The sequence below is a fragment of the Paenibacillus sp. FSL H7-0323 genome (assembly GCF_038002725.1).
In the GTDB taxonomy this organism is placed as follows: domain Bacteria; phylum Bacillota; class Bacilli; order Paenibacillales; family Paenibacillaceae; genus Paenibacillus_AQ; species Paenibacillus_AQ odorifer.
Map to the genome: position 1 here is coordinate 1722008 of NZ_JBBODB010000001.1, position 18165 is coordinate 1740172.

Here is an 18165-nt window from a genome sequence, read left to right on the forward strand (position 1 = left end):
CCACCCTTAAGGAGGTGATACTTGATCCACCACATCTGAATCCATCGTATTTGTACTGCTGGCCGCATTATTCGTTATATTCGTACCTATAGAGTCACCTATGGAGAAGGAGTTGGCACCGGCATAAATTTTAGAGTTGCTGCTCAGGATAACGGATGCCGTATTTCCTACTAAGACTGTGGAGCTGGGGCCTACGCTATTGATTTTAATATTGCCGATGATTGAAACCACCAAACCACTCCTCCTTTCGGAATGATAAGCTATTCTATGTAGATATTCGCCCAGATGTCACTGAATAAGTCAAACGCCCATACAATGGATAAAAACCGTAGGAGGCGCAGAGCTATGAGTCCCAATAAGACGAACCCTTTAGATTGGATGAATGAAGATCCCTTTTTTAAGAAAAAGTTATCCTTGAAAGCTCTTGAAGAGCAGTGGAAGTTGGATCCTAACCAAATTGACGGGTATGTCGAAAAAGTAATCCGTGAAGCAACTGCAGCGACCTCCTCTTCATTTATGAACGAAACCACAAGTTTAAGTTTTGAGCATATCGACACTCATAATCACCTGATTACCAAAATTCGTATTCCAAACGGAATTCACCCCGAAAGTATATGGGCACAAATCAATCGCACACAAATTAAATTAACAGGTTTAGGAAAAGATCATAGCGAGATTATTCAGTTGCCAGTTCCCGTCATTCCAGATCAGAGCAGAGGCACTTATAAACAAGGTTCCCTGCAATTCAGAATGCCTAAAATGTCAGCGGGAAGATTCAAAGACATCGACATCCGTTATTTATAAAATATTCCTTTAAAATCCACCTGTTTTACTCGTCCAAGTGCCCCATTCCCCCTAAAAAAACGCCTCAAAATCAAAACAGCGTATAATTTAAGTTATACGCTGTTTTTTGAGGGTGTTTTTTGCCCCTTTTTCATCCGATTTTCTATTCTTTTCGCTCTTCGAACTTTAAGTTCTTCTTGGTCATAAGATGGAGTATCAAGAGTAAAGGTGGGGGCAAATTATGTCTAAAAACAAACGCGGCAAAGCACTTTGGCGCATTCCATCCCGGGCTAGAGGAACATGTCCGATCTGTGGCAGCACACGTATTAAGCTGTTGTACTTCGGGAAAGGCATTTCAGGTGAAAAGCTTAATGTATGTAAGAAATGTGATGGGAAGCAAAAGGTATGAAAGCATTTAGCAGATAATTCACAGAACGGGTTACCAAATAAAGTGCGACCTTAGCCTCGAACCTAAGCTCGACAAAAAAGCTATCGCACTTTGCTTGGTAATCCTTCACTTTCAAAAACTTTTATAGTTCAATCCGATAGCGTCTTTCCTCATTCGTTAGAATGAATCCGACAGATTCATATAGCCGTAATGCAGAATCATTTTCCGTAAGCACCATCAGACATGCCTCTTCCAGTCCGTGGGTTCTAAAATAGCTTAATGCTTGAAAAAGCATGTACTTAGCAATTCCGGATCTTCTCCATGGCTCAAGTACAAATACATTTTCGATGTAGCCACCCTTCTCTTCCTGCCAGACCATTAAGCTACCCGCAACCTTCTCCCCTTCTCGAACAACAAGTGATGTCCAGAGCGGATTTTGTTTAAATTCAGCTAACCGTTCTTTCCCTAGCGGAGTTTCCGGCCAAATCTCAGCTTCTAATTCCAAATAATGCTCGTCTTCTTCAGGCGTCTCCATATTCCAGGTTGCGAATTCAAGTTCCTTAGCCAGAGTGGGTTCAGACAAGCCATCACTTAGATTGTGTTTCATCTTAAATAAGCTATTATAATGAGAGAAGCCCTTCACTTTTTCGAAAAATTGAGTATTCAAGACTTCTGCCGAATCGTTCCCTACACATAGAGTGGTTTTGTAATCCTTTGATAACGTTTCTTTTAATTCGAGTGCTCTTAATAAGAGTGACTGATAAACTTTTTCTAATAAATCATAATCGCCTTCACGTTCTGGTATTGTTTTTAAGTTCAGGTAGATCGAATGTCTGCTATCCTTGGAACGGCCGGGCGGAACAATATTGATGATGCTCACTTGACCTTTGGCCACCATTTTACCGTCCTCGAAAGCGCAATATACATTTTCCCAATTTTCCTCTGTGCCAACCCACCAAAAAACAACATTCCCCTTTGAAGATACTGTGTTATAAAGTTCACCAAGTAATGGCATGTCACCTTGTTCGAAATGACGGATAGTAGTCAATACAAAACCCCTTTTCAAATCATTAATATGGAATATATTTATAATAACATGCAAGTCCACGCTTGATTTGGTAATGAATTTTTATAACTAACTTCTCCTTGTTGTAACATTTTTTAAGTAACCCCTGTCTTACTTATATAGGGGGACTGAAGGATGAGAAAACGATTTTTTATAGGGATTACGATATTTCTGATTACTTGTGGAGTTGCTCTTGGTGTTGGGACGATATCAAATCTTCTGAGTCCGTTTAAAAGCTTCTCAGTCATCGTAGATAATCAATCTGATGTTGATATTAGCTCTATCGAAGTAGGATTAATTCGTGCGGATTCAAAGAAATTGTATACAAGTCCAATAAAAGCAGGACAAAAGAAAAAATTCAAACCAAAATTGAGTTTAAATGGTGAAGGTGCTATATATCTTCGATATACCAACTCTAACGGACAGTCTAAAGAACAAACCGTGTGCGGTTATACCGAATATTTATCAGGTCATTCCAAAGTCACGATTACTAATGAACGCACAACCGTTGTTCAGCAATGTAATTAACAGCTGTTGCTTTAATTGCTAATATACAGCTAATTTCTTCATTAGTCATAAGCGGGCTGCAATCGTAATTTAAAATCAGAAGATTCCTCAGACCTTTCCGCTGCCTGAACACTAAGGGGCCGAGTACGTCATTTTACAGACGAACTCGGCCCCTTGTGATACAGAATATTATCTGACCGTGCAACACATCAATCGATTATACATTCCCCGAAAGATTTAATTGCCATGACACACCAAATTGATCCGCTACCCAGCCAAATTTCGAACTGAATGGATATTCGCCTAGTGGCATGAGCACCTGTCCACCCTGGGATAATGCTGCATAGACGCGGTCAATTTCGGCTTCACTTTCACAATTCACATATAAGGATACCGCTGGAGTAAAGGTGAATCCATGCTTCACGTAGCTATCTATACACATAAAAACTTGTCCATGTAATGAAAAAGTAGCCTGCATGACACTCCCTTCAGGGCCTGCTTCATTTGCTCCATAACGTTTAATACTGATGATTTCGGAGTGATCAAATAAAGAAGTATAGAAATTCATAGCTTCTTCAGCCTTTCCTTCGAACATTAGAAATGTCATTATCTTTTGATTCAGTTCCTTCATAATCGTCCAGCTCCTTAAAGTAATTTTATACAGATCATCTCATATCATTAACGCTTTCGTATACTTTCAAACGGGCATATACGGTTTCGAGAATAGGATACACAACTTGACCAGATACAGCCATCGCCAAAAGTGCACCATGCAGATGCTCAGCTTCCACTGGCAGATGTTTTAGCATATCCCTATGCATAGAGGAAGTAAATTCGGGTAGCACCGAATCCATCTTTTGCATCGTGGCAGTCACCATATCTGCTCCAACAGGCATACCTGCACTTTGCGCTATACTCACGATCTCATTCAGAAGCTGTTCATAAATAGTACGCGCTGTAGATGAGGCTAAAATGGGTCCAACCGAGCTATCCATTAAAGTTGTAATCCCGCTTAAACTAGCTACGAATATATATTTCTGCCACACTTCGTGCTGAATATCAGAGCTTAGTATCACAGTGAATCCTGCTTTATCCAAATGACTGAGAAGTTTCTGCGTTCGTTCTGACTCCCCACCCGCCCATTCACCAAACACAATACTATGAAAAGAACTACTTTGTATGATAGCTCCATTAGAACCTAACGTTGTCTCGATATAACAAAGACCACCCAGTACCTTTTCTGCTCCAAAATGCTGCTGCAAAATACCAAAATGTTTATACCCATTAAGGAGCGGGAGAATCATAGTATGTTCACCGACGAAAGGGGTAAGATCCATCATCACCTGAGGCAAATGATAGGCCTTCACTGCAATAATAATACAGTCAAAATGCGCTGCCTTCTCCCCATATGTAATCGTCCTAACGGGAGTCTGAAAGTCACCATGCACACTTTTTATTGCCAGACCCTCATCTTCTAACTGCTTTTGTTTAGTAGAACGGACTAGAAAAGTTACATCTTCCCCTTTTTGAACCAGACGTCCTCCAAAATAACCACCAATAGCTCCTGCACCCACGAATAGAAAACGCATGTAAGTCTCCCCTTTTTTCACCTAATTTTTAACAAATAAAAAGACCGCTTAGCTTATCCGCTAAACAGGTCCGAATGGCAAAAAAAGAGTCAAGTATCGACCGTTCTTTTGTCTCGGTCCATACGGATCTGAGCAAAATCCAACGAGTTCACCTCCATGGCTACAAATAAATTACTATTCATAAATCTGATCCATCTAGAGCGCCATTCGATTCTATCGATACAGCCTCCCTGGAAAGTATAACAAAAGAAAACCTTAAAGCCTAGTTTTAATCCATAACTTAGAGATGTCCAGAAACCCGAAGGAACCGGTGTGCAGACCAAACAGGCTTTGATTTAGCTGAGCTTTTTTATTCATATGACAGCCATGTAGCACCCAGTAATTGTCTCGAAGAATCTCCTCTGCTTGATTCAGCAGTTTCACCCGTTCATCCTTTGGAGATTCTGTGAAAGGACCTAATACCTTCGAAAACAATGAAATCTGGTCCTTTCTAAGCAAAGAGAATAAATAATTAGATTTATTATTAAAGTAGTTAATCATTCCCCATTGCCAATCATCTTCTAAAACCTCTTCAGCAAGCTGGATCTCGGCTGTTGTCTGTATATGATCTGCCTTAAATTCATTGAAAAAATATAACTCAATTTGCAAACCTACGGAGGCAGCGCGTGTTTGGAGCCATAACGCTTCTTCTCGTTCTTCTTTTTTATCCTTAGTTGCTAAAGTAATGACTTCTCCCTGATACCCATTTTCCGCTAAAAGCGCTCGGGCATGTTCCAAAGTTGGATCTAGAAGCTCTCTCTTACTGCTCTCCCATGGCAAAAAGCTATCTGCTGGAGTGATACGATTGCCACCCAATTCTTTTATTAAAGCCGTTCGACTGTAAAGGATACGGATGACTTGGCGAAACCATAGCTGCTGATGAATTCCCTCTCTATGAAAATTAAACAGAATATATCTGCAGCCTAAGGCCGGGTAATCTATACTGTGATTGCTGATGATATCAGGTAAAAGTTCCCCATGTTCAGGATCTGGCAGCTGGTATTGGCGTTCATTAGAAGCCTCTTTTGGCAAATACCAAATCTCAACACGATCCAGAAGCGGCCGAATTCCGAAATAAAAATCAAAAGCTGCGAGCACCAAAACATCCTCATTCAGATCCAATAAACGGTAGGGACCTGTACCGCTTACTTCACTAGTGATGTCTATATCGTAAGGGAGAATGGACATGTGAATACAACTGAACAGATGCAGAAAAAAGAGATTTGGACGTGACAACACAAACCGGATTCGATGATCTCCTTCAACCTCTACTCGTTCGATATCCTTATAAAGGCTAACCGCTGGGCTGTTCAAGTCGATAAGCCGTTGCAGCGTCTCTTTTACATCTCTCGAGGTCATGATTCTTCCGTGATGAAAGCGTACCCCCTTGCGGAGGTAAAAAATATAACTTGTATGCTCCTCATTAGCTTCCCACATATGGGCCAAACCAGGAATAAAGGTATCGGTCGTTGCGTCATAAGTAACTAGTGTGCTATAGATCTGACCCAGCAAATAGGATTCAAAAGCGGTGTATACATAAGCAGGGTCCAGCACTTCCATATGCCGGTTACGGGTAATCCGCAGGACGTCCAGCCCTGAGGTTGACTCTGCTTCACTACGGAAACCCATCTGTTTATTTAACATCGTTAATAATCGTTCCTTTAAGGGTCCGGTCACCTGATCGCTGCTCATCAATTCGATAGCTTCTTTTATCTTCCCTTTACTGACTAACTCCTGAAAGCTATCCTCGAATACCTCATCAATACTTTTTAAAAAAGTAAGTTGAGAGATATGCCCCCTGCCTCTCCCCGGCTGCCATTGAATATATTCCTGCTCTTCCAGTTTCCGCAGCACGAATTTAACATTACGTGGAGTGCAAATCAGGATCGAAGCCAATAAATCTATCGTCACAGGAACAGGTTCATTCACTTTGAACGAACTAGTAACGCCTGCTGCTAAACATAAAAAATGATTACTTATCTGGTCCAAATGGTTCACTCCTTTAAAGGTGAAATGGTCAATGTAATTCTTACACTTTTCCTTCCCCCTTTTATCATTATAATTATACATAAATCAACAAGGAATATGCAGCAACAATATTAGAGCAATAAGACTAGGAGATCGTAATCATTATGAATCAGCATCTAAGGCACATTCACCCACTAGCCTGGACAATTATCATCGGCACCATGTTCGGACGTCTGGTGACCTCGATGAGCATCCCGTTCTTATCCATCTATCTAACCCAAGTTCTTGGAGCTTCCCCGACACAAACAGGGATTACGGTCGCGGTTAGCTCGCTGGCAGGCGTATTGGCCAGTTTTTATGGCGGTTATATTTCTGATATTGTTGGCCGTAAAATCGTCATGTTAATCTCGGTATTTGGCTGGGCAGCCGTCTTCTTCGGGTTCTCAGTGGCTCAACATCTATGGGTATTTTTCCTGGTGAACACCTTGAACGGCTTATGTCGATCTGTATTCGAGCCTACTTCACGGGCACTTTTGTCCGATATTACACCACCCGAGAGTAAGCTGCTTGTCTTTAATCTTAGATATGCAGCAATTAATCTTGGTGTAGTATTTGGTCCAATCATTGGGCTACAGCTTGGCTCTGCGGAATCAACTTTTCCTTTTCTAATCGCAGGAATCGTATATGTTGCATATGGAATTGTATTATTCATGCAATTTAAGGCACATCGTTCAAGCATGCCCGCCCGTACACAAGCTCAAGCACCACGTTTACTCGAAGCTTTGACAATCACCGGTAAAGACCGTGTGTTCCTACCTGTACTCCTGGGTACCATCTTTTGTGTATTAGGATACGGTCACTTCGGCTCAACAATGGCTCAATATTTAGCGATGAATACGCATTTCACCAATGGTGGGCAATTATTCTCCTATATGTTGTCACTGAATGCTATAACCGTGTTAGTAGTGCAGTATCCCATTGTACGAACGGCAAGTAAATTCCCGCCGATTGTCCCTTTAATCCTTGGGAATATCTGCGTTGCACTTAGTCTTCTCTTAGTGGGGCTTGCAGGTGGTGTGGCTCTATTAATGATCAGTGTAGTTCTGTTCACTATAGGGGAAGTCTTACTCTTTACGATGATGGATATGTTGATCGATCGGATTGCCAAACCTGAAATGAAAGGAACGTACTTTGGTACGATTGGCTTTAATAATTTAGGGAGTGTTATGGCACCTATCTTCGGGGGTGTGTTGTTAGACCATTATGGCGCTCAGAATGGCCTTGCGATCTTCGTACCCTTGGCTTTAACAACAGCTTTTGGTCTTCCTTTTCTTCTCGTAGCGCACAAAAGACTTGTTGCCAGAGAGAAATTAACACTTGGTGTTGAAACTAGAGCAATAAAAGGATAACTTATCCAATTAAATACGTCATTTACTGGATCATACTCATATTAGTTTACATAATCATTATTATGTTAACTAACTATATGAATTAATTCATTTATCAGAAAATCGGGACCGTATCTTTGCAGAATATGCAATAGCTACGGTCTCTTTTACATAGAAAAAACGGTTAATCATATATTCCCTGCAGAAAACTCAACTGGCCTTTCACATATTGCCTTAGCTCTAAGGGCTCAATGATTTCGGAATGTCCTATTATGCTCCAGATATTAGCACATGCACTTTCATAACCAAACATATTCACCTTTAAAATGAATGCATCCCCTTCTTCTCTCATTTCCATGACCTCTAGCTGAGATAAAGAAGACCTTGTTCTCTTATCGGTTCTAATCACAACAGGATAGACCTCTTCCTCTTTACAAGCTTGCTTAAAAACCTGTCCCTGCTGCTTCCAGTGCTCTTCTAATGAAAAATCCATAGGTATAGAGTACTCTTCTTCCACAAGCTGCGTAGAGGCAATTCGCTCACATTTAAATGTGCGGATGTGCTTAGCTTCTTCACAGTAGGCTATAAGATACCATTCCTCTTTTTTCACCACAAGACCATAGGGCTGTAATTTCCTGCATGATATTTCTCCGCTAACCTTTTGGTACGCAATCTGTAGTTTCTGAGATCGCCAAACGGCTGTCCGAATAGATTCCAGACAGGGAATTTCTATTCGTTCTGTCCACCAAGGTGTGTCATCGAAAAAAAAGCGTTTTTGCGCTTTCTGAATGTCAGGTTGGTAGGATGCGGGCAATGTTTTTTGTAATTTCAACAGCGTCGTCTTCAGCTTAAGACCCGATTCAGAATGGCCCCCAGAATAGATGCCCATACCTGTTAAATATAGATTGATTACATCTTCACCATGTAACTGCTTCAGGTTAACTGTGTATCCCTCCATTAAGGAGATGCCACCATTGGGCCCCGACATAGACAACAAAGGAATTCCAGCTTCAGCTAGCACATCAATATCTCTATAGATTGAACGTACAGAGGTCTCCAAGGCTTGAGCTAGTTCATTAGCCTTCATTTTCCCTCTCGATTCCACTAATAATAAAATAGCAATCAAACGATGCAAGCGCATGAGAACCTCCGAGCTTTTCTTTTTTATCTAGTATACTTCAAATTCTTGCCATGATGTTGTCAACAATAACAGGTTATGATTAGTTCATTACATAAAGGGAGCTGAAACATATGAAAATTGCCGTATTAGGAACAGGGTTCGGAGCTTATCATGCAGAATTATTGACGAAAAATGAGCGTGTAGACAAAGTTATTGTTTATGGTAGAAATGAAGCTAAGCTGCAAAATTTAAAACAAACGTTAGGCGTTGAGATTACCACAAATATAGAGGATATCATGCTTGATAACACGATTGATGTGATCGATATCTGTCTGCCCGTGACTTTACATAGACAGTATGCCGTTGAGGCGCTTAAGCATGGAAAACATGTATTCTGTGAAACCCCCGTATGCTTTACCATTGAAGATGCCCTTGCGATGAAGGAAGCAGAACAATTGTATGGCAGACGAATTCTCGTGAACCAATTTATTAAATTTGATCCTGCGTACAAATATTTATACGAAACCACTTCTAATGAGAAATATGGAAAGCTTTTAGCCTTCACCTTAAAAAGAGAAACGTCTCCTCTCTGGGGGGATCTCGGACTTCATTCTATCTCCACAAATCTGATGATTCACGAACTTGATTTTGTAACGTGGCTGCTTGGATCGTTAGAAGAATACTTTGTGTGGGGAACCGATGGTGGACGAAGTGAACAAGCTTTAGTGCGTACCCATTTTCAGAAAACGAATGTCTCCGCAGAGATCGTTGTATCCTCACAAATGCCAACTGGTTATCCTTTTTCCGTAGGGTATGAGGCTTATTTTGAACAAGGAAAGCTAGTCTATCAAGAAAGTGACGACATGAACGGCACGGTTGAAGGATCATTAATTGAATATACCTCTGCAGGTAAACAGCAACTTTTGTTAGAACAAGCTAATCCTTTTGAAAAGAGTATTACGCATGCTCTCCAATGCTTAGAGGAGGGTTCTACATCAATAATCGAGTTAGACTATGCCTTACAAGCTATGGAATTAGCAATAAAAATAGAAAAAAAGCTTGTTTAAACATAAGGGTTGGTGTAGATATCCTTTTTCATGGTTTTTGTTTGTATGGGCGTAGAATTTGTAGAATTAGTGGATAGTAGCTAGGGAGAGGAATAGGTTTTGAGTTTTCTATTGTGAATTTTTCATATGTTGAAATTGTAGAATAAAGTAGTAAATTCAGTCCTTTTTGGTACGCTATGCTTAGTTTTTGTTCATAAAAAGCTGTTATTTCACAGCATTTTGGAGGGATTTCATCATTGGGATTAAGATAGTTCAATTAGAGGATAAGTTAGCTGAACAGGCTGCCTATGATCTCGGCAGCCTGTTGTCATTGTGCTATCGTGCCCCATTAGCGTAATCGCGAGATTTATTAAATCTAACGATTAGTTTCGGAAAACTGAATCGATTGGATTGTATCAGTTAGCGGGTCAAATTGGATCGATACAAAAACTCCAAACTCGTTACCTGCTTTGCTTCTAATCCATAGTTTGAATTTCTCTTCAGACTTTTTAGGTGTTAGTTCAGTACGACCAATGTGCTTATAATCAATTATGACTGCATTGTATCGTTTTTGTGTTTCCTCTACTGCAATTTTGCCCCATTTTGCGTATTCAGGCGCAGCCTCTACTGTAACAGTGGAAAAAATAAGTATCGCCAAAAATGATATCAGTATTTTTTTCATAATAACCGCCCATCTGGAGAAGTTTTCAGTAATATCTCCCACTTTATCCAAATGTATTCTTAGACAACTTAACGCCAGCGTGCAGTCTACAACTTTATTTTTAAATTTATCAAGATCTAGATTTAGGAAAGTCAGATATAATAAAGGGTTCCACATATTAGTCATGACTAATATGTGGAACCCTTTATGCTTAACTATCGTACTCCGTTAGGATTTCTGTGGAACGAATATTTCAAATCGCATTGTTACTCATACGGCATCTTGTCCTTACCCATATATAACACACTGTTATATATGGGGTAATAGATGTAAAGTCGTTGGGTGTTCCATTCTTGTATATTTACCTGACACTCCCATATCTTTTATTGTATTGAATTCATCAACTCATAGTAATATTTAGAATCACTAGTCTTATAAAGGCTATACCAAGCGTCTAATGTTTTTGGAGAAAACACATCCAAAGCTTTCAAGATGTGTGCAGAAAATTCCAACGGAGCTATTCCAGATGCGGTGATCAGTTTTCCATCAGTTACAGCAGACTCCATTTTATAATGCTTTTCTCCTGTATAAGTGGGACAGATCATTTTAAGGTATTCCAGATCATTGCTTGTATGCCCACGTGAATTCAGCAATCCTGTCTGGGCAAGTCCCATTGTAGCACCACAAATCGCTGCAACCCATATACCTTCCCTTAAACACCTTTCAGCGATTTTTAAGAGGGGGTGGTGAATGGTTTCTGTCCATGTATCTCCACCGGGTAAAATCAATAGATCGGATCTTTCAATACTGCAATCATCCAATTTGATGTCAGGCAATATTTTCAATCCGCCCATTGTAGTTACTGGAGTCTTATCAATTCCCACGGTAACTATTTTTGATGGGGCCAGCCCCTTTTTATAATATCTTCCCGAGTTCAGTTCGGCAGTTAAGTAACCTATTTCCCAGTCTGCCATTGTGTCAAACACATAAAGATATACCGTATTATTCATTTGCAAGTTCTCCCTATTTTACAATTCATCAAGTGATACCAACCATCGGTAATCAATGATTATCATCATTATAAAATGACTTCACTGACATCCGCTGTCAGTGAAGTTTTTAAAGTTGATAATATTCCATTAACTCCGACACAACACCAACAAGTTTTTCCTTCAATTTCTGTGGTTCGATTACTTGAATGGATTTCCCGTAGGATAAGAGAAAATTAGGAACATAGGTATGAATTGATTTTTCCTCAAGTAAAAAGATTGCTTGATTTGATGTACGCTCTTTCAGATGATGCCCCAAAAACCAATGCAGGCATAAGTCATCCAACGCCTCTGACCTACCTTCGATAATTAAAGCAATTAACCCGTCCTTGCCGACTAAATCAGGTAATAGATTTCGCAAAAAAAATTCCCGAGCCAAAAAATCTTCGGAACGTTTAAATATGTTTTGAGTCCGCTTGATTTGTAAAATCCGTTCTACCCGAAAGCTGCGGATCTCATTTCTCAGGTGGCAAAATGCAACAATATACCATTTATTGTTCCAGTACACCATTCCATAGGGATCTATCACCCTAGTCTTAGGTTGATCATCACGGCGTGTGTGATAATCAATTTCTACAGAGAATTCGTTTGCTACAGCTTGCTCCAATTCCGCCAATACTGGCTGAATAGAAGGGTCTCCCCTACGGTTTATAACTTCAAATCCGGCTAAATGACGGCTGAGAACACTTTCCTGTTCCTGATTCGAATACATTTTCAATTTGGATGTCGCATTACCTAAAGCCTCACTCAAAGGGTATCCGGCTTCTTCTGCAAAAAGAGCAGCATGAAGAAGTGCTTTTTTTTCTTCAATATCAAATAGCAGAGGTGCTCTGATAAAATTATTCAGTAAGCTATACCCGCCATTATGACCAGTGTCGGATATTATAGGCACTCCACTGGCACTTAGCGCATCAATATACCGATAGACTGTCCTTATATTTATTTCTAACTTTTCGGATATTTGTTTTGCGGTCATTTTAACACCCGAATTCAGCATCCATAGGATTGCCAGCATATTATCGTTTTTTGGCATCACATATACCTCATCTTTTATTAGGATCGCTCAAAATTATTTGCTTTGCGAATCGCCTGCATCCCTTTATTCATCAATCTTGCAGCCTTTCAATCCTAACGTAGCATTCAATGTGTGTCGACTCCCGTAACTTAACAACAATCTGCAATTTTTAACATTGCTGCTCTTAGCTCAACTCAACATTCTACTTTACCACAACTTGTGATACAGTTCACCGCGCTGTTTGTAACGGTAAATTTTTGGGCCATCCTTTGCAGAAGAATGCTCTTTCTTTGATCCGCTAGGTTCCAATTGCCCTAACCGCCGTTCAGGGGACTAAAGAATATACACAGCATATACATCACCTGGAAGAATGGATATTTCCAGTTTCAATAAACTTGAGTGATGCGATAGCCTTTACCAAGTAGACAGTTAATAACGCCTTTACACAAAAACAAACTTACCATGCGTCTGCTCATGAGCAGTAACGCACGGTAAGTTCCATCAATAATAACTCTTTATTTGGTAATATGTTGTATTTTTATGAAAATAACTTCCTTCTTCATTTATTTATGCCGTCATCAGTATTTAAGCTCACTATTCTTCCACATGGTATTCCCATCCTTGTCGAAGCCTGTCATCTCGGTAGCGCTCATCAATTCGCCTGTTTTGACATCAAAGAAAGCGCTCATTCTCAAACTGTCATTCTCACGATTAGGAGAATTCGGTGAGATACCCATAACTCTTAGCAGCAGACGTGTTTTGGAGGAGTTAGGATCAGTATTATACCCGCTGATAGTAAAATGATACCCCTTGATCCAGTCATCTGCTATAGCAGGATTTCCTGGTTTCATCCCCAGTCTCTCAACAGCTTGTTTAACTGCATCGGAAGAATCAATTTGAATATCAGATATCGCATACTGTCCTTTTACAAGTAAATTCTTATCGTGCTTTTTCACATCAGTCTTAATGGCCATTCCATTATCGATCTTGATATAAATAAAAACATTCCCTTTCTTGCTGCCAAATTCGAGATTCCAAGCATCTCTTGTTCCATCCGAACCATCGGTTCGTTCCTGGGAAACAGAAGTGTCATCCGTGCTTGTTATGTTAATAAGTAATGGCTCTTCTTCCGTCAGCTTCTTCGCCTCTGAGTACCCAAGGCGCAGTGCCTCCATCGCGGTTACGCTCTTCTTTTCATTGGTTCCCTTATTCGTTATTGTGGCAGCTGGTTTCTCTGTCTCGTTAATCATCTCACGGGTTGTTGTGGCGGCCTGTTCCTCTGATTTGTTAGAAGAGCCGTCGAAAAGAACATTTTTCATACTGTAGAATAGAACGACCATCATCACAATCAATGTAATTGCTATGCTAACATGTTTTCTCTTACGCAAGGCTGCTTCTCCTTAGTTAATGAGTATAAGAAACTTTGGTTACGCCATAATTAACTGCTGAAGTAGTTTCCGTACTGTCCACACAATGACGATTAAATTTTCCAATTTTTAACACACCAAAATCATACAATAATGTTTCCTTAAATGCAATTCTTGTCGCATATTTTAAAATAACGGCTATTATTTACATTAACTCGAAACGAAATTGAAACTAGCTCACTGGTTTCAAAGGTTAAACTTGCCCCTATTTATGATACGGTTCACCGAGTCTGATCTTAAACTAAGCTGCCCGTAAGTGAATAAGTTAACATTCATTCCCTCGAATCCTTTGATAGACATCCGCATAGGAAAACTTAAGTTGTTCTCGCAACTTTTTATTTTCTTTTTCGAGCTTCTTCATCTTTCGTTTTAACGACGCAATGATGGTGTCCTTGTTGTTTTCATCGAACGCCAACAAATAATTGCATTTCTCCGCCTCATGCGTTACACTCTTTACATTGACAAATTTGCAGGTCTATAAAAAGGAGGTTAACGCGCCCATGTGCCCCCGTACCAAAGAACAAAATGAGCTCATACGCATGCAGCGCAGGGAACAAATCCTGGACTTCGCCGCGCGCACCTACTTCCTTACGGGCGGAAGCTTTGATATTCGCGATGTCGCCCGCGAGGCTGGTCTCGGTTATGGCACGGTATACCATTATTACCCCAACCGGCATTTACTAATAGAAGATGTGCTGAGCTGCGGCTTCGAGCAATGTGAGCAAGCCCTGACTCAATGGGCGAACATCAGCCGGGACACCCCTGACGACAGGCAGTTGTTAACGTATTGCAAGACGTTACTCCGGTTGTGGCAGTCAGATGCCCGCGCATATCTCGTCTACAAAATGGCGGCGGAGCATTATACAGGCTTGCCAGAAAAAGATCGGCATCCTGCCAAAAGACGATTCACGGAAAGACTGTATGTTCCACTCCAATCGATCATCCAGCGCGAAGACGACAGCGTCGACCTTATGCTTGCCGTGTTGGTCGGCTGCTGCGGGCTGCACTACTATGCGAACACTTCCGAGTTGGACATCGATCGAATTGCCCAGCTCGCAATGCAAGCCATTACAAAGGAGTCCTAATACAAACATGGTTATCTTAAAAAGCAAGTATGAAATCGAAGCCATCCGCAAGGCATGCCAGGTTGTGGCCGAATGCCATCGCACAATTGCCCCGCTCATCAAACCGGGCATCACAACGAACGAGATTGAGCGCATATTCGAGGATATTATTTTGAAGCATGGCGCCAAACCATACACGAAGGGCTACAATGGCTATCAATATGCGACTTGTGCCTCCGTCAACGACGTAATTGCACATGGCTTCCCTACAAATAAGCCACTTGAGGAAGGCGATATCGTGACGATCGACACGGTAGCGGAGCTCGACGGCTGGCTCGGCGATTCAGCCTGGAGCTATGCGGTCGGGAAGATCTCACCGACGGCTGAGAAGCTGATGCGCGTCACGAAGGAGTGCCTTGACCTCGGCATCGCGCAGGCACAGCCCGGCAATCGGCTCGGAGACGTGACGAGCGCAATCCAGCGGCATGCCGAATCGAACAACTTCGGTGTCGTGCGCGACCTTCTCGCTCATGGCATCGGTCGTGACCTTCACGAGGAGCCGACCTATATGCATGTCGGCAAGCCCGGCAAAGGCCCCCGCATCAAGGAAGGCATGGTATTCACGATCGAGCCCATGATCACTGAAGGCACCTACAACATGACAATTGATCAGGACGGCTGGACCGCCCGGACGCTGGACCGCAAGCTCGCCGCCCAATACGAGCATACGATCGCCATCACCGCTGAAGGACCACAAATCCTGACCGCGCAATAGAACAATTAGAAGCCGACCAACGAGAGGGTCGACTTCTTTTTTATTTATTGAGCAGAACTTCTTTCTTCATCCGATACATGCGTTCATCCCGTTCTTTTATAGAGCTCAGCCGAAACAGGTTCGCCGACAGCGTATCGAGGTTACTCGCCTGGACGCGATCACATATTCATCTCCGTCAAACCATGACAAGATCGGAAAACTCCGACTAACTCCATTAATTCCTTATTTTACCATCATGTACCATTCGCTTAATTCAATCTCATTATGTTTCTCATTTGTCTTTTGAAGTGTTTGAATAATTGAACCTTTTCAAATAATCACTTATTATACTCTGATCCTGATGCCACCATAACATGGAAAAATCAATTTTTTTTGCAAATCCTAGCTTTTTCGCTAACTGTATCGATCGTTCATTGCCAGCGTCACAACTATAATTCGGCAATAGATTGTGGTTCAAACAATGTTCTATAAATGCCGTACCCGTAAGTGTTGCTAACCCTTTATTCTGGTATTCATCCACGGTTACAATATCGATATCCGCATACCCTCGACCTACAAAATAAGAATTACAAACACTTGCAAATTGATCATCCTTCACTAGGCAGTATCCAAACCCTCTATCTATAAAGTTTTGTGCCGAACTCCATAGCGAGTCATAAGAAGCGTCCATTTCATTTTTGTATTTATCGAACAGAATGTCATCCATACGTTTCATTACAAATTGTTCTGGCGATGAGTTAAGGGTTTTTAGATGTTGGAATTGGGATAGCTCGAACGTAAAAGAAGAACGGTACAATAGTACAGTCTTTCCCGCTAGCCTATCGCCAATTTGAAAAAGCAAATCCGGCGTTGAAACATAAAGATCGTAGTAAATTGAATGATTTTGATCATTTAGCAAAAATTCAACCACATCGTTCATGAAGCTTTCATTGTCGCCACTGCCAGTCAAAAGATACTGTCCATATAAATTGATAATTAGACCGCAAGTAGGATTTTCTCTGCGATCAACAAACACCTTTCCAGACTGATTACGCTCAATTACGGAATATGCAAACACAGGTTCATACGCTAGATTTTTCAGCAGTGGCAGAATGTGAGCGTACTCTCCTTTAGATAACTCTATCATTTCATCTCTCCCTTCTATTTAGTTCCTCTACTTTTCACAAAACCTGATGCCTTATTACAACACAAAATATAGGAATAAATAGGATAAATAAAATAACCACTCTAATTTCATTTTCACCTAAGATTATTGCTGGTTTATCCCACCCTTTAGTTAAGCAAAAAAAATGGCTGCAGAAGCAACCACTATCAATTCCCGTTAGTTAAATGTATTCATTGAATTATCCATCCTTTTCAATTAATACAATTGCGTCACCTTAGATTTTTTCTATCGCAATACATTACGTTTCTCCTAACATTTCCTACAAACACTAATGATAGATGAAGATGACGGAGAAAACGGCGTTTTATCCCAGTCAGCATATTGATGTTCGACGCAAAAGCCGTGACGAGTTAATAAAGAATGTAGCGTATTCGGATCCGTGAACCGATAAGCAATTCGGGAAGTCGTTCGCTTATACCCCCAATCACGCATCGTGACCCAATGCATGATATGCTGGCCAGCATCGTAACATTGGGTGCCTGATACCTTGACGTTATTTCCATCCTTATCAATAAATGCTCCCCATTCTGTCTCCTCTTGATCGGATAAATCCGTTCCCTCCGGATTTCGGGTCTCAAATGCAAAGATTCCATGGGCTTGTAAATGTTTGTGAACGGTCGTGAGCAAATCGCTTTGATCTTTATCACTTAAGAATGCCTGAAATGCATTACCAGTCAAATAAATCATCGAAAATCGCTTGTCCGATTCGAAGGTACGGGCATCACCTTCCATAAAAGTAACAGTCAGCCCTTTCGCCTTCAACCGCGCATACGCAATCATCGCTGAAGAGATATCTACACCGGTCATTGTTATACCAGCTTTCGAGAGGGGGATCGTTGTTAAGCCTGTACCACAAGCAAGTTCTAACACTTCCCCAGGACTCGATCTGGCAAGCTCAAGATAGAACTGATATTTGTCCATTTCACCGTCAAATTCAAGATCGTAATTTACCGGATCTTGAAATTCTTCAAGATTGCTATGTTCAATCAACACCATTCCCCCTTTCATTCCTTGTTAGAATATAATCGAAATAAATGCTAATCGACAGCCATCGCGCTTAACAGTATTATTTTACTATTTTTTTGATAACACGTTTGGTGATAAACGGTTATAAT

The 18165-nt window shown here is 41.0% G+C and carries 19 protein-coding genes; 7 read left to right on the top strand and 12 right to left on the bottom strand.

Features of this window, described 5'->3' with window-relative positions; genetic code table 11:
* Positions 1–6: 6 nt before the first annotated feature.
* Entirely contained in the window at positions 7–231 is a 225-nt protein-coding gene (locus MHH89_RS07900; RefSeq protein ID WP_036687577.1) for a spore germination protein, read from the bottom strand.
* A 114-nt stretch (positions 232–345) separates the two neighbouring features.
* Here MHH89_RS07900 and MHH89_RS07905 point away from each other — a divergent pair, with 114 nt between their 5' ends.
* Entirely contained in the window at positions 346–804 is a 459-nt protein-coding gene (locus MHH89_RS07905; RefSeq protein ID WP_076126722.1) for an Hsp20/alpha crystallin family protein, read from the top strand.
* Between the two features lie 220 nt (positions 805–1024).
* Positions 1025–1192, top strand: a complete 168-nt coding sequence (locus tag MHH89_RS07910) for a hypothetical protein (protein ID WP_175618918.1) — start codon at positions 1025–1027, stop codon at positions 1190–1192.
* A 121-nt stretch (positions 1193–1313) separates the two neighbouring features.
* On the opposite strand, the gene MHH89_RS07915 is transcribed toward MHH89_RS07910, so the two are convergent.
* On the bottom strand, positions 1314–2186 hold the full coding sequence (locus tag MHH89_RS07915; protein WP_339248782.1) for a GNAT family N-acetyltransferase: 873 nt from the start codon (positions 2184–2186) through the stop codon (positions 1314–1316).
* A 186-nt stretch (positions 2187–2372) separates the two neighbouring features.
* On the opposite strand from MHH89_RS07915, the gene MHH89_RS07920 reads away from it, so the two are divergent.
* Positions 2373–2765, top strand: a complete 393-nt coding sequence (locus tag MHH89_RS07920) for a hypothetical protein (RefSeq protein ID WP_076184390.1) — start codon at positions 2373–2375, stop codon at positions 2763–2765.
* Positions 2766–2961: 196 nt separating this feature from the next.
* Here the strand turns inward: MHH89_RS07920 and MHH89_RS07925 are convergent, their stop codons facing one another.
* The 3 genes from MHH89_RS07925 to MHH89_RS07935 form a co-directional block, all read right to left on the bottom strand.
* A complete protein-coding gene (locus tag MHH89_RS07925) occupies positions 2962–3375 on the bottom strand; it encodes a VOC family protein (RefSeq protein ID WP_076217738.1) in 414 nt (137 codons plus the stop codon).
* A 34-nt stretch (positions 3376–3409) separates the two neighbouring features.
* Positions 3410–4333, bottom strand: coding sequence for a ketopantoate reductase family protein (locus MHH89_RS07930; RefSeq protein WP_341086778.1), 924 nt, complete (start codon positions 4331–4333; stop codon positions 3410–3412).
* Between the two features lie 255 nt (positions 4334–4588).
* On the bottom strand, positions 4589–6361 hold the full coding sequence (locus MHH89_RS07935; protein WP_341086779.1) for an ABC transporter substrate-binding protein: 1773 nt from the start codon (positions 6359–6361) through the stop codon (positions 4589–4591).
* A 143-nt stretch (positions 6362–6504) separates the two neighbouring features.
* On the opposite strand from MHH89_RS07935, the gene MHH89_RS07940 reads away from it, so the two are divergent.
* Positions 6505–7749 (top strand): MDR family MFS transporter, encoded by a 1245-nt coding sequence (locus MHH89_RS07940; RefSeq protein WP_076126732.1) that lies wholly within the window; start codon positions 6505–6507, stop codon positions 7747–7749.
* 163 nt (positions 7750–7912) lie between these two features.
* On the opposite strand, the gene MHH89_RS07945 is transcribed toward MHH89_RS07940, so the two are convergent.
* Positions 7913–8869 (bottom strand): helix-turn-helix transcriptional regulator, encoded by a 957-nt coding sequence (locus MHH89_RS07945; protein WP_341086782.1) that lies wholly within the window; start codon positions 8867–8869, stop codon positions 7913–7915.
* 110 nt (positions 8870–8979) lie between these two features.
* On the opposite strand from MHH89_RS07945, the gene MHH89_RS07950 reads away from it, so the two are divergent.
* Positions 8980–9915, top strand: coding sequence for a Gfo/Idh/MocA family protein (locus MHH89_RS07950; protein WP_341086783.1), 936 nt, complete (start codon positions 8980–8982; stop codon positions 9913–9915).
* Between the two features lie 355 nt (positions 9916–10270).
* Here MHH89_RS07950 and MHH89_RS07955 read toward each other — a convergent pair whose 3' ends face one another.
* The 4 genes from MHH89_RS07955 to MHH89_RS07970 all read right to left on the bottom strand — a co-directional run bounded on the left by MHH89_RS07955 (position 10271) and on the right by MHH89_RS07970 (position 14007).
* The gene (locus tag MHH89_RS07955; RefSeq protein ID WP_254848769.1) at positions 10271–10741 is read right to left on the bottom strand and encodes a DUF3889 domain-containing protein; all 471 of its coding nucleotides are present in this window, start codon (positions 10739–10741) and stop codon (positions 10271–10273) included.
* Between the two features lie 197 nt (positions 10742–10938).
* Positions 10939–11565: a type 1 glutamine amidotransferase family protein gene (locus MHH89_RS07960; RefSeq protein WP_076179951.1), complete on the bottom strand. Its 627-nt coding sequence runs from the start codon at positions 11563–11565 to the stop codon at positions 10939–10941.
* Between the two features lie 109 nt (positions 11566–11674).
* On the bottom strand, positions 11675–12637 hold the full coding sequence (locus MHH89_RS07965; RefSeq protein ID WP_076279339.1) for a helix-turn-helix transcriptional regulator: 963 nt from the start codon (positions 12635–12637) through the stop codon (positions 11675–11677).
* 560 nt (positions 12638–13197) lie between these two features.
* Positions 13198–14007, bottom strand: a complete 810-nt coding sequence (locus tag MHH89_RS07970; protein WP_341086784.1) for a hypothetical protein — start codon at positions 14005–14007, stop codon at positions 13198–13200.
* A gap of 539 nt (positions 14008–14546) precedes the next feature.
* Here MHH89_RS07970 and MHH89_RS07975 point away from each other — a divergent pair.
* Together MHH89_RS07975 and map are read left to right on the top strand one after the other, a co-directional pair.
* Complete coding sequence (locus tag MHH89_RS07975) at positions 14547–15131, top strand: TetR/AcrR family transcriptional regulator (protein WP_076279337.1); 585 nt, start codon at positions 14547–14549, stop codon at positions 15129–15131.
* A gap of 7 nt (positions 15132–15138) precedes the next feature.
* A complete protein-coding gene (gene map / locus MHH89_RS07980; protein ID WP_076277026.1) occupies positions 15139–15885 on the top strand; it encodes a type I methionyl aminopeptidase in 747 nt (248 codons plus the stop codon).
* Between the two features lie 271 nt (positions 15886–16156).
* Here map and MHH89_RS07985 read toward each other — a convergent pair whose 3' ends face one another.
* On the bottom strand, positions 16157–17011 hold the full coding sequence (locus MHH89_RS07985) for a GNAT family N-acetyltransferase (protein ID WP_076220624.1): 855 nt from the start codon (positions 17009–17011) through the stop codon (positions 16157–16159).
* A gap of 288 nt (positions 17012–17299) precedes the next feature.
* Positions 17300–18040 carry a class I SAM-dependent DNA methyltransferase gene (locus MHH89_RS07990; RefSeq protein WP_341086786.1) on the bottom strand — a complete coding sequence of 247 codons (741 nt, stop codon included), beginning with the start codon at positions 18038–18040 and terminating at the stop codon, positions 17300–17302.
* Positions 18041–18165: the final 125 nt, after the last annotated feature.

What these genes read in the sequence shown, in the direction of transcription:
- MHH89_RS07950 (WP_341086783.1), top strand. Translation starts at nt 8,980, where the DNA reads ATGAAAATTGCCGTATTAGGAACAGGGTTCGGAGCTTATCATGCAGAA.
- MHH89_RS07985 (WP_076220624.1), bottom strand. Translation starts at nt 17,011, where the DNA reads ATGATAGAGTTATCTAAAGGAGAGTACGCTCACATTCTGCCACTGCTG.
- MHH89_RS07975 (WP_076279337.1), top strand. Translation starts at nt 14,547, where the DNA reads ATGTGCCCCCGTACCAAAGAACAAAATGAGCTCATACGCATGCAGCGC.
- MHH89_RS07945 (WP_341086782.1), bottom strand. Translation starts at nt 8,869, where the DNA reads ATGCGCTTGCATCGTTTGATTGCTATTTTATTATTAGTGGAATCGAGA.
- map (WP_076277026.1), top strand. Translation starts at nt 15,139, where the DNA reads ATGGTTATCTTAAAAAGCAAGTATGAAATCGAAGCCATCCGCAAGGCA.
- MHH89_RS07910 (WP_175618918.1), top strand. Translation starts at nt 1,025, where the DNA reads ATGTCTAAAAACAAACGCGGCAAAGCACTTTGGCGCATTCCATCCCGG.
- MHH89_RS07920 (WP_076184390.1), top strand. Translation starts at nt 2,373, where the DNA reads ATGAGAAAACGATTTTTTATAGGGATTACGATATTTCTGATTACTTGT.
- MHH89_RS07940 (WP_076126732.1), top strand. Translation starts at nt 6,505, where the DNA reads ATGAATCAGCATCTAAGGCACATTCACCCACTAGCCTGGACAATTATC.
- MHH89_RS07905 (WP_076126722.1), top strand. Translation starts at nt 346, where the DNA reads ATGAGTCCCAATAAGACGAACCCTTTAGATTGGATGAATGAAGATCCC.
- MHH89_RS07930 (WP_341086778.1), bottom strand. Translation starts at nt 4,333, where the DNA reads ATGCGTTTTCTATTCGTGGGTGCAGGAGCTATTGGTGGTTATTTTGGA.
- MHH89_RS07955 (WP_254848769.1), bottom strand. Translation starts at nt 10,741, where the DNA reads ATGACTAATATGTGGAACCCTTTATTATATCTGACTTTCCTAAATCTA.
- MHH89_RS07965 (WP_076279339.1), bottom strand. Translation starts at nt 12,637, where the DNA reads ATGCCAAAAAACGATAATATGCTGGCAATCCTATGGATGCTGAATTCG.
- MHH89_RS07960 (WP_076179951.1), bottom strand. Translation starts at nt 11,565, where the DNA reads ATGAATAATACGGTATATCTTTATGTGTTTGACACAATGGCAGACTGG.
- MHH89_RS07925 (WP_076217738.1), bottom strand. Translation starts at nt 3,375, where the DNA reads ATGAAGGAACTGAATCAAAAGATAATGACATTTCTAATGTTCGAAGGA.
- MHH89_RS07915 (WP_339248782.1), bottom strand. Translation starts at nt 2,186, where the DNA reads ATGCCATTACTTGGTGAACTTTATAACACAGTATCTTCAAAGGGGAAT.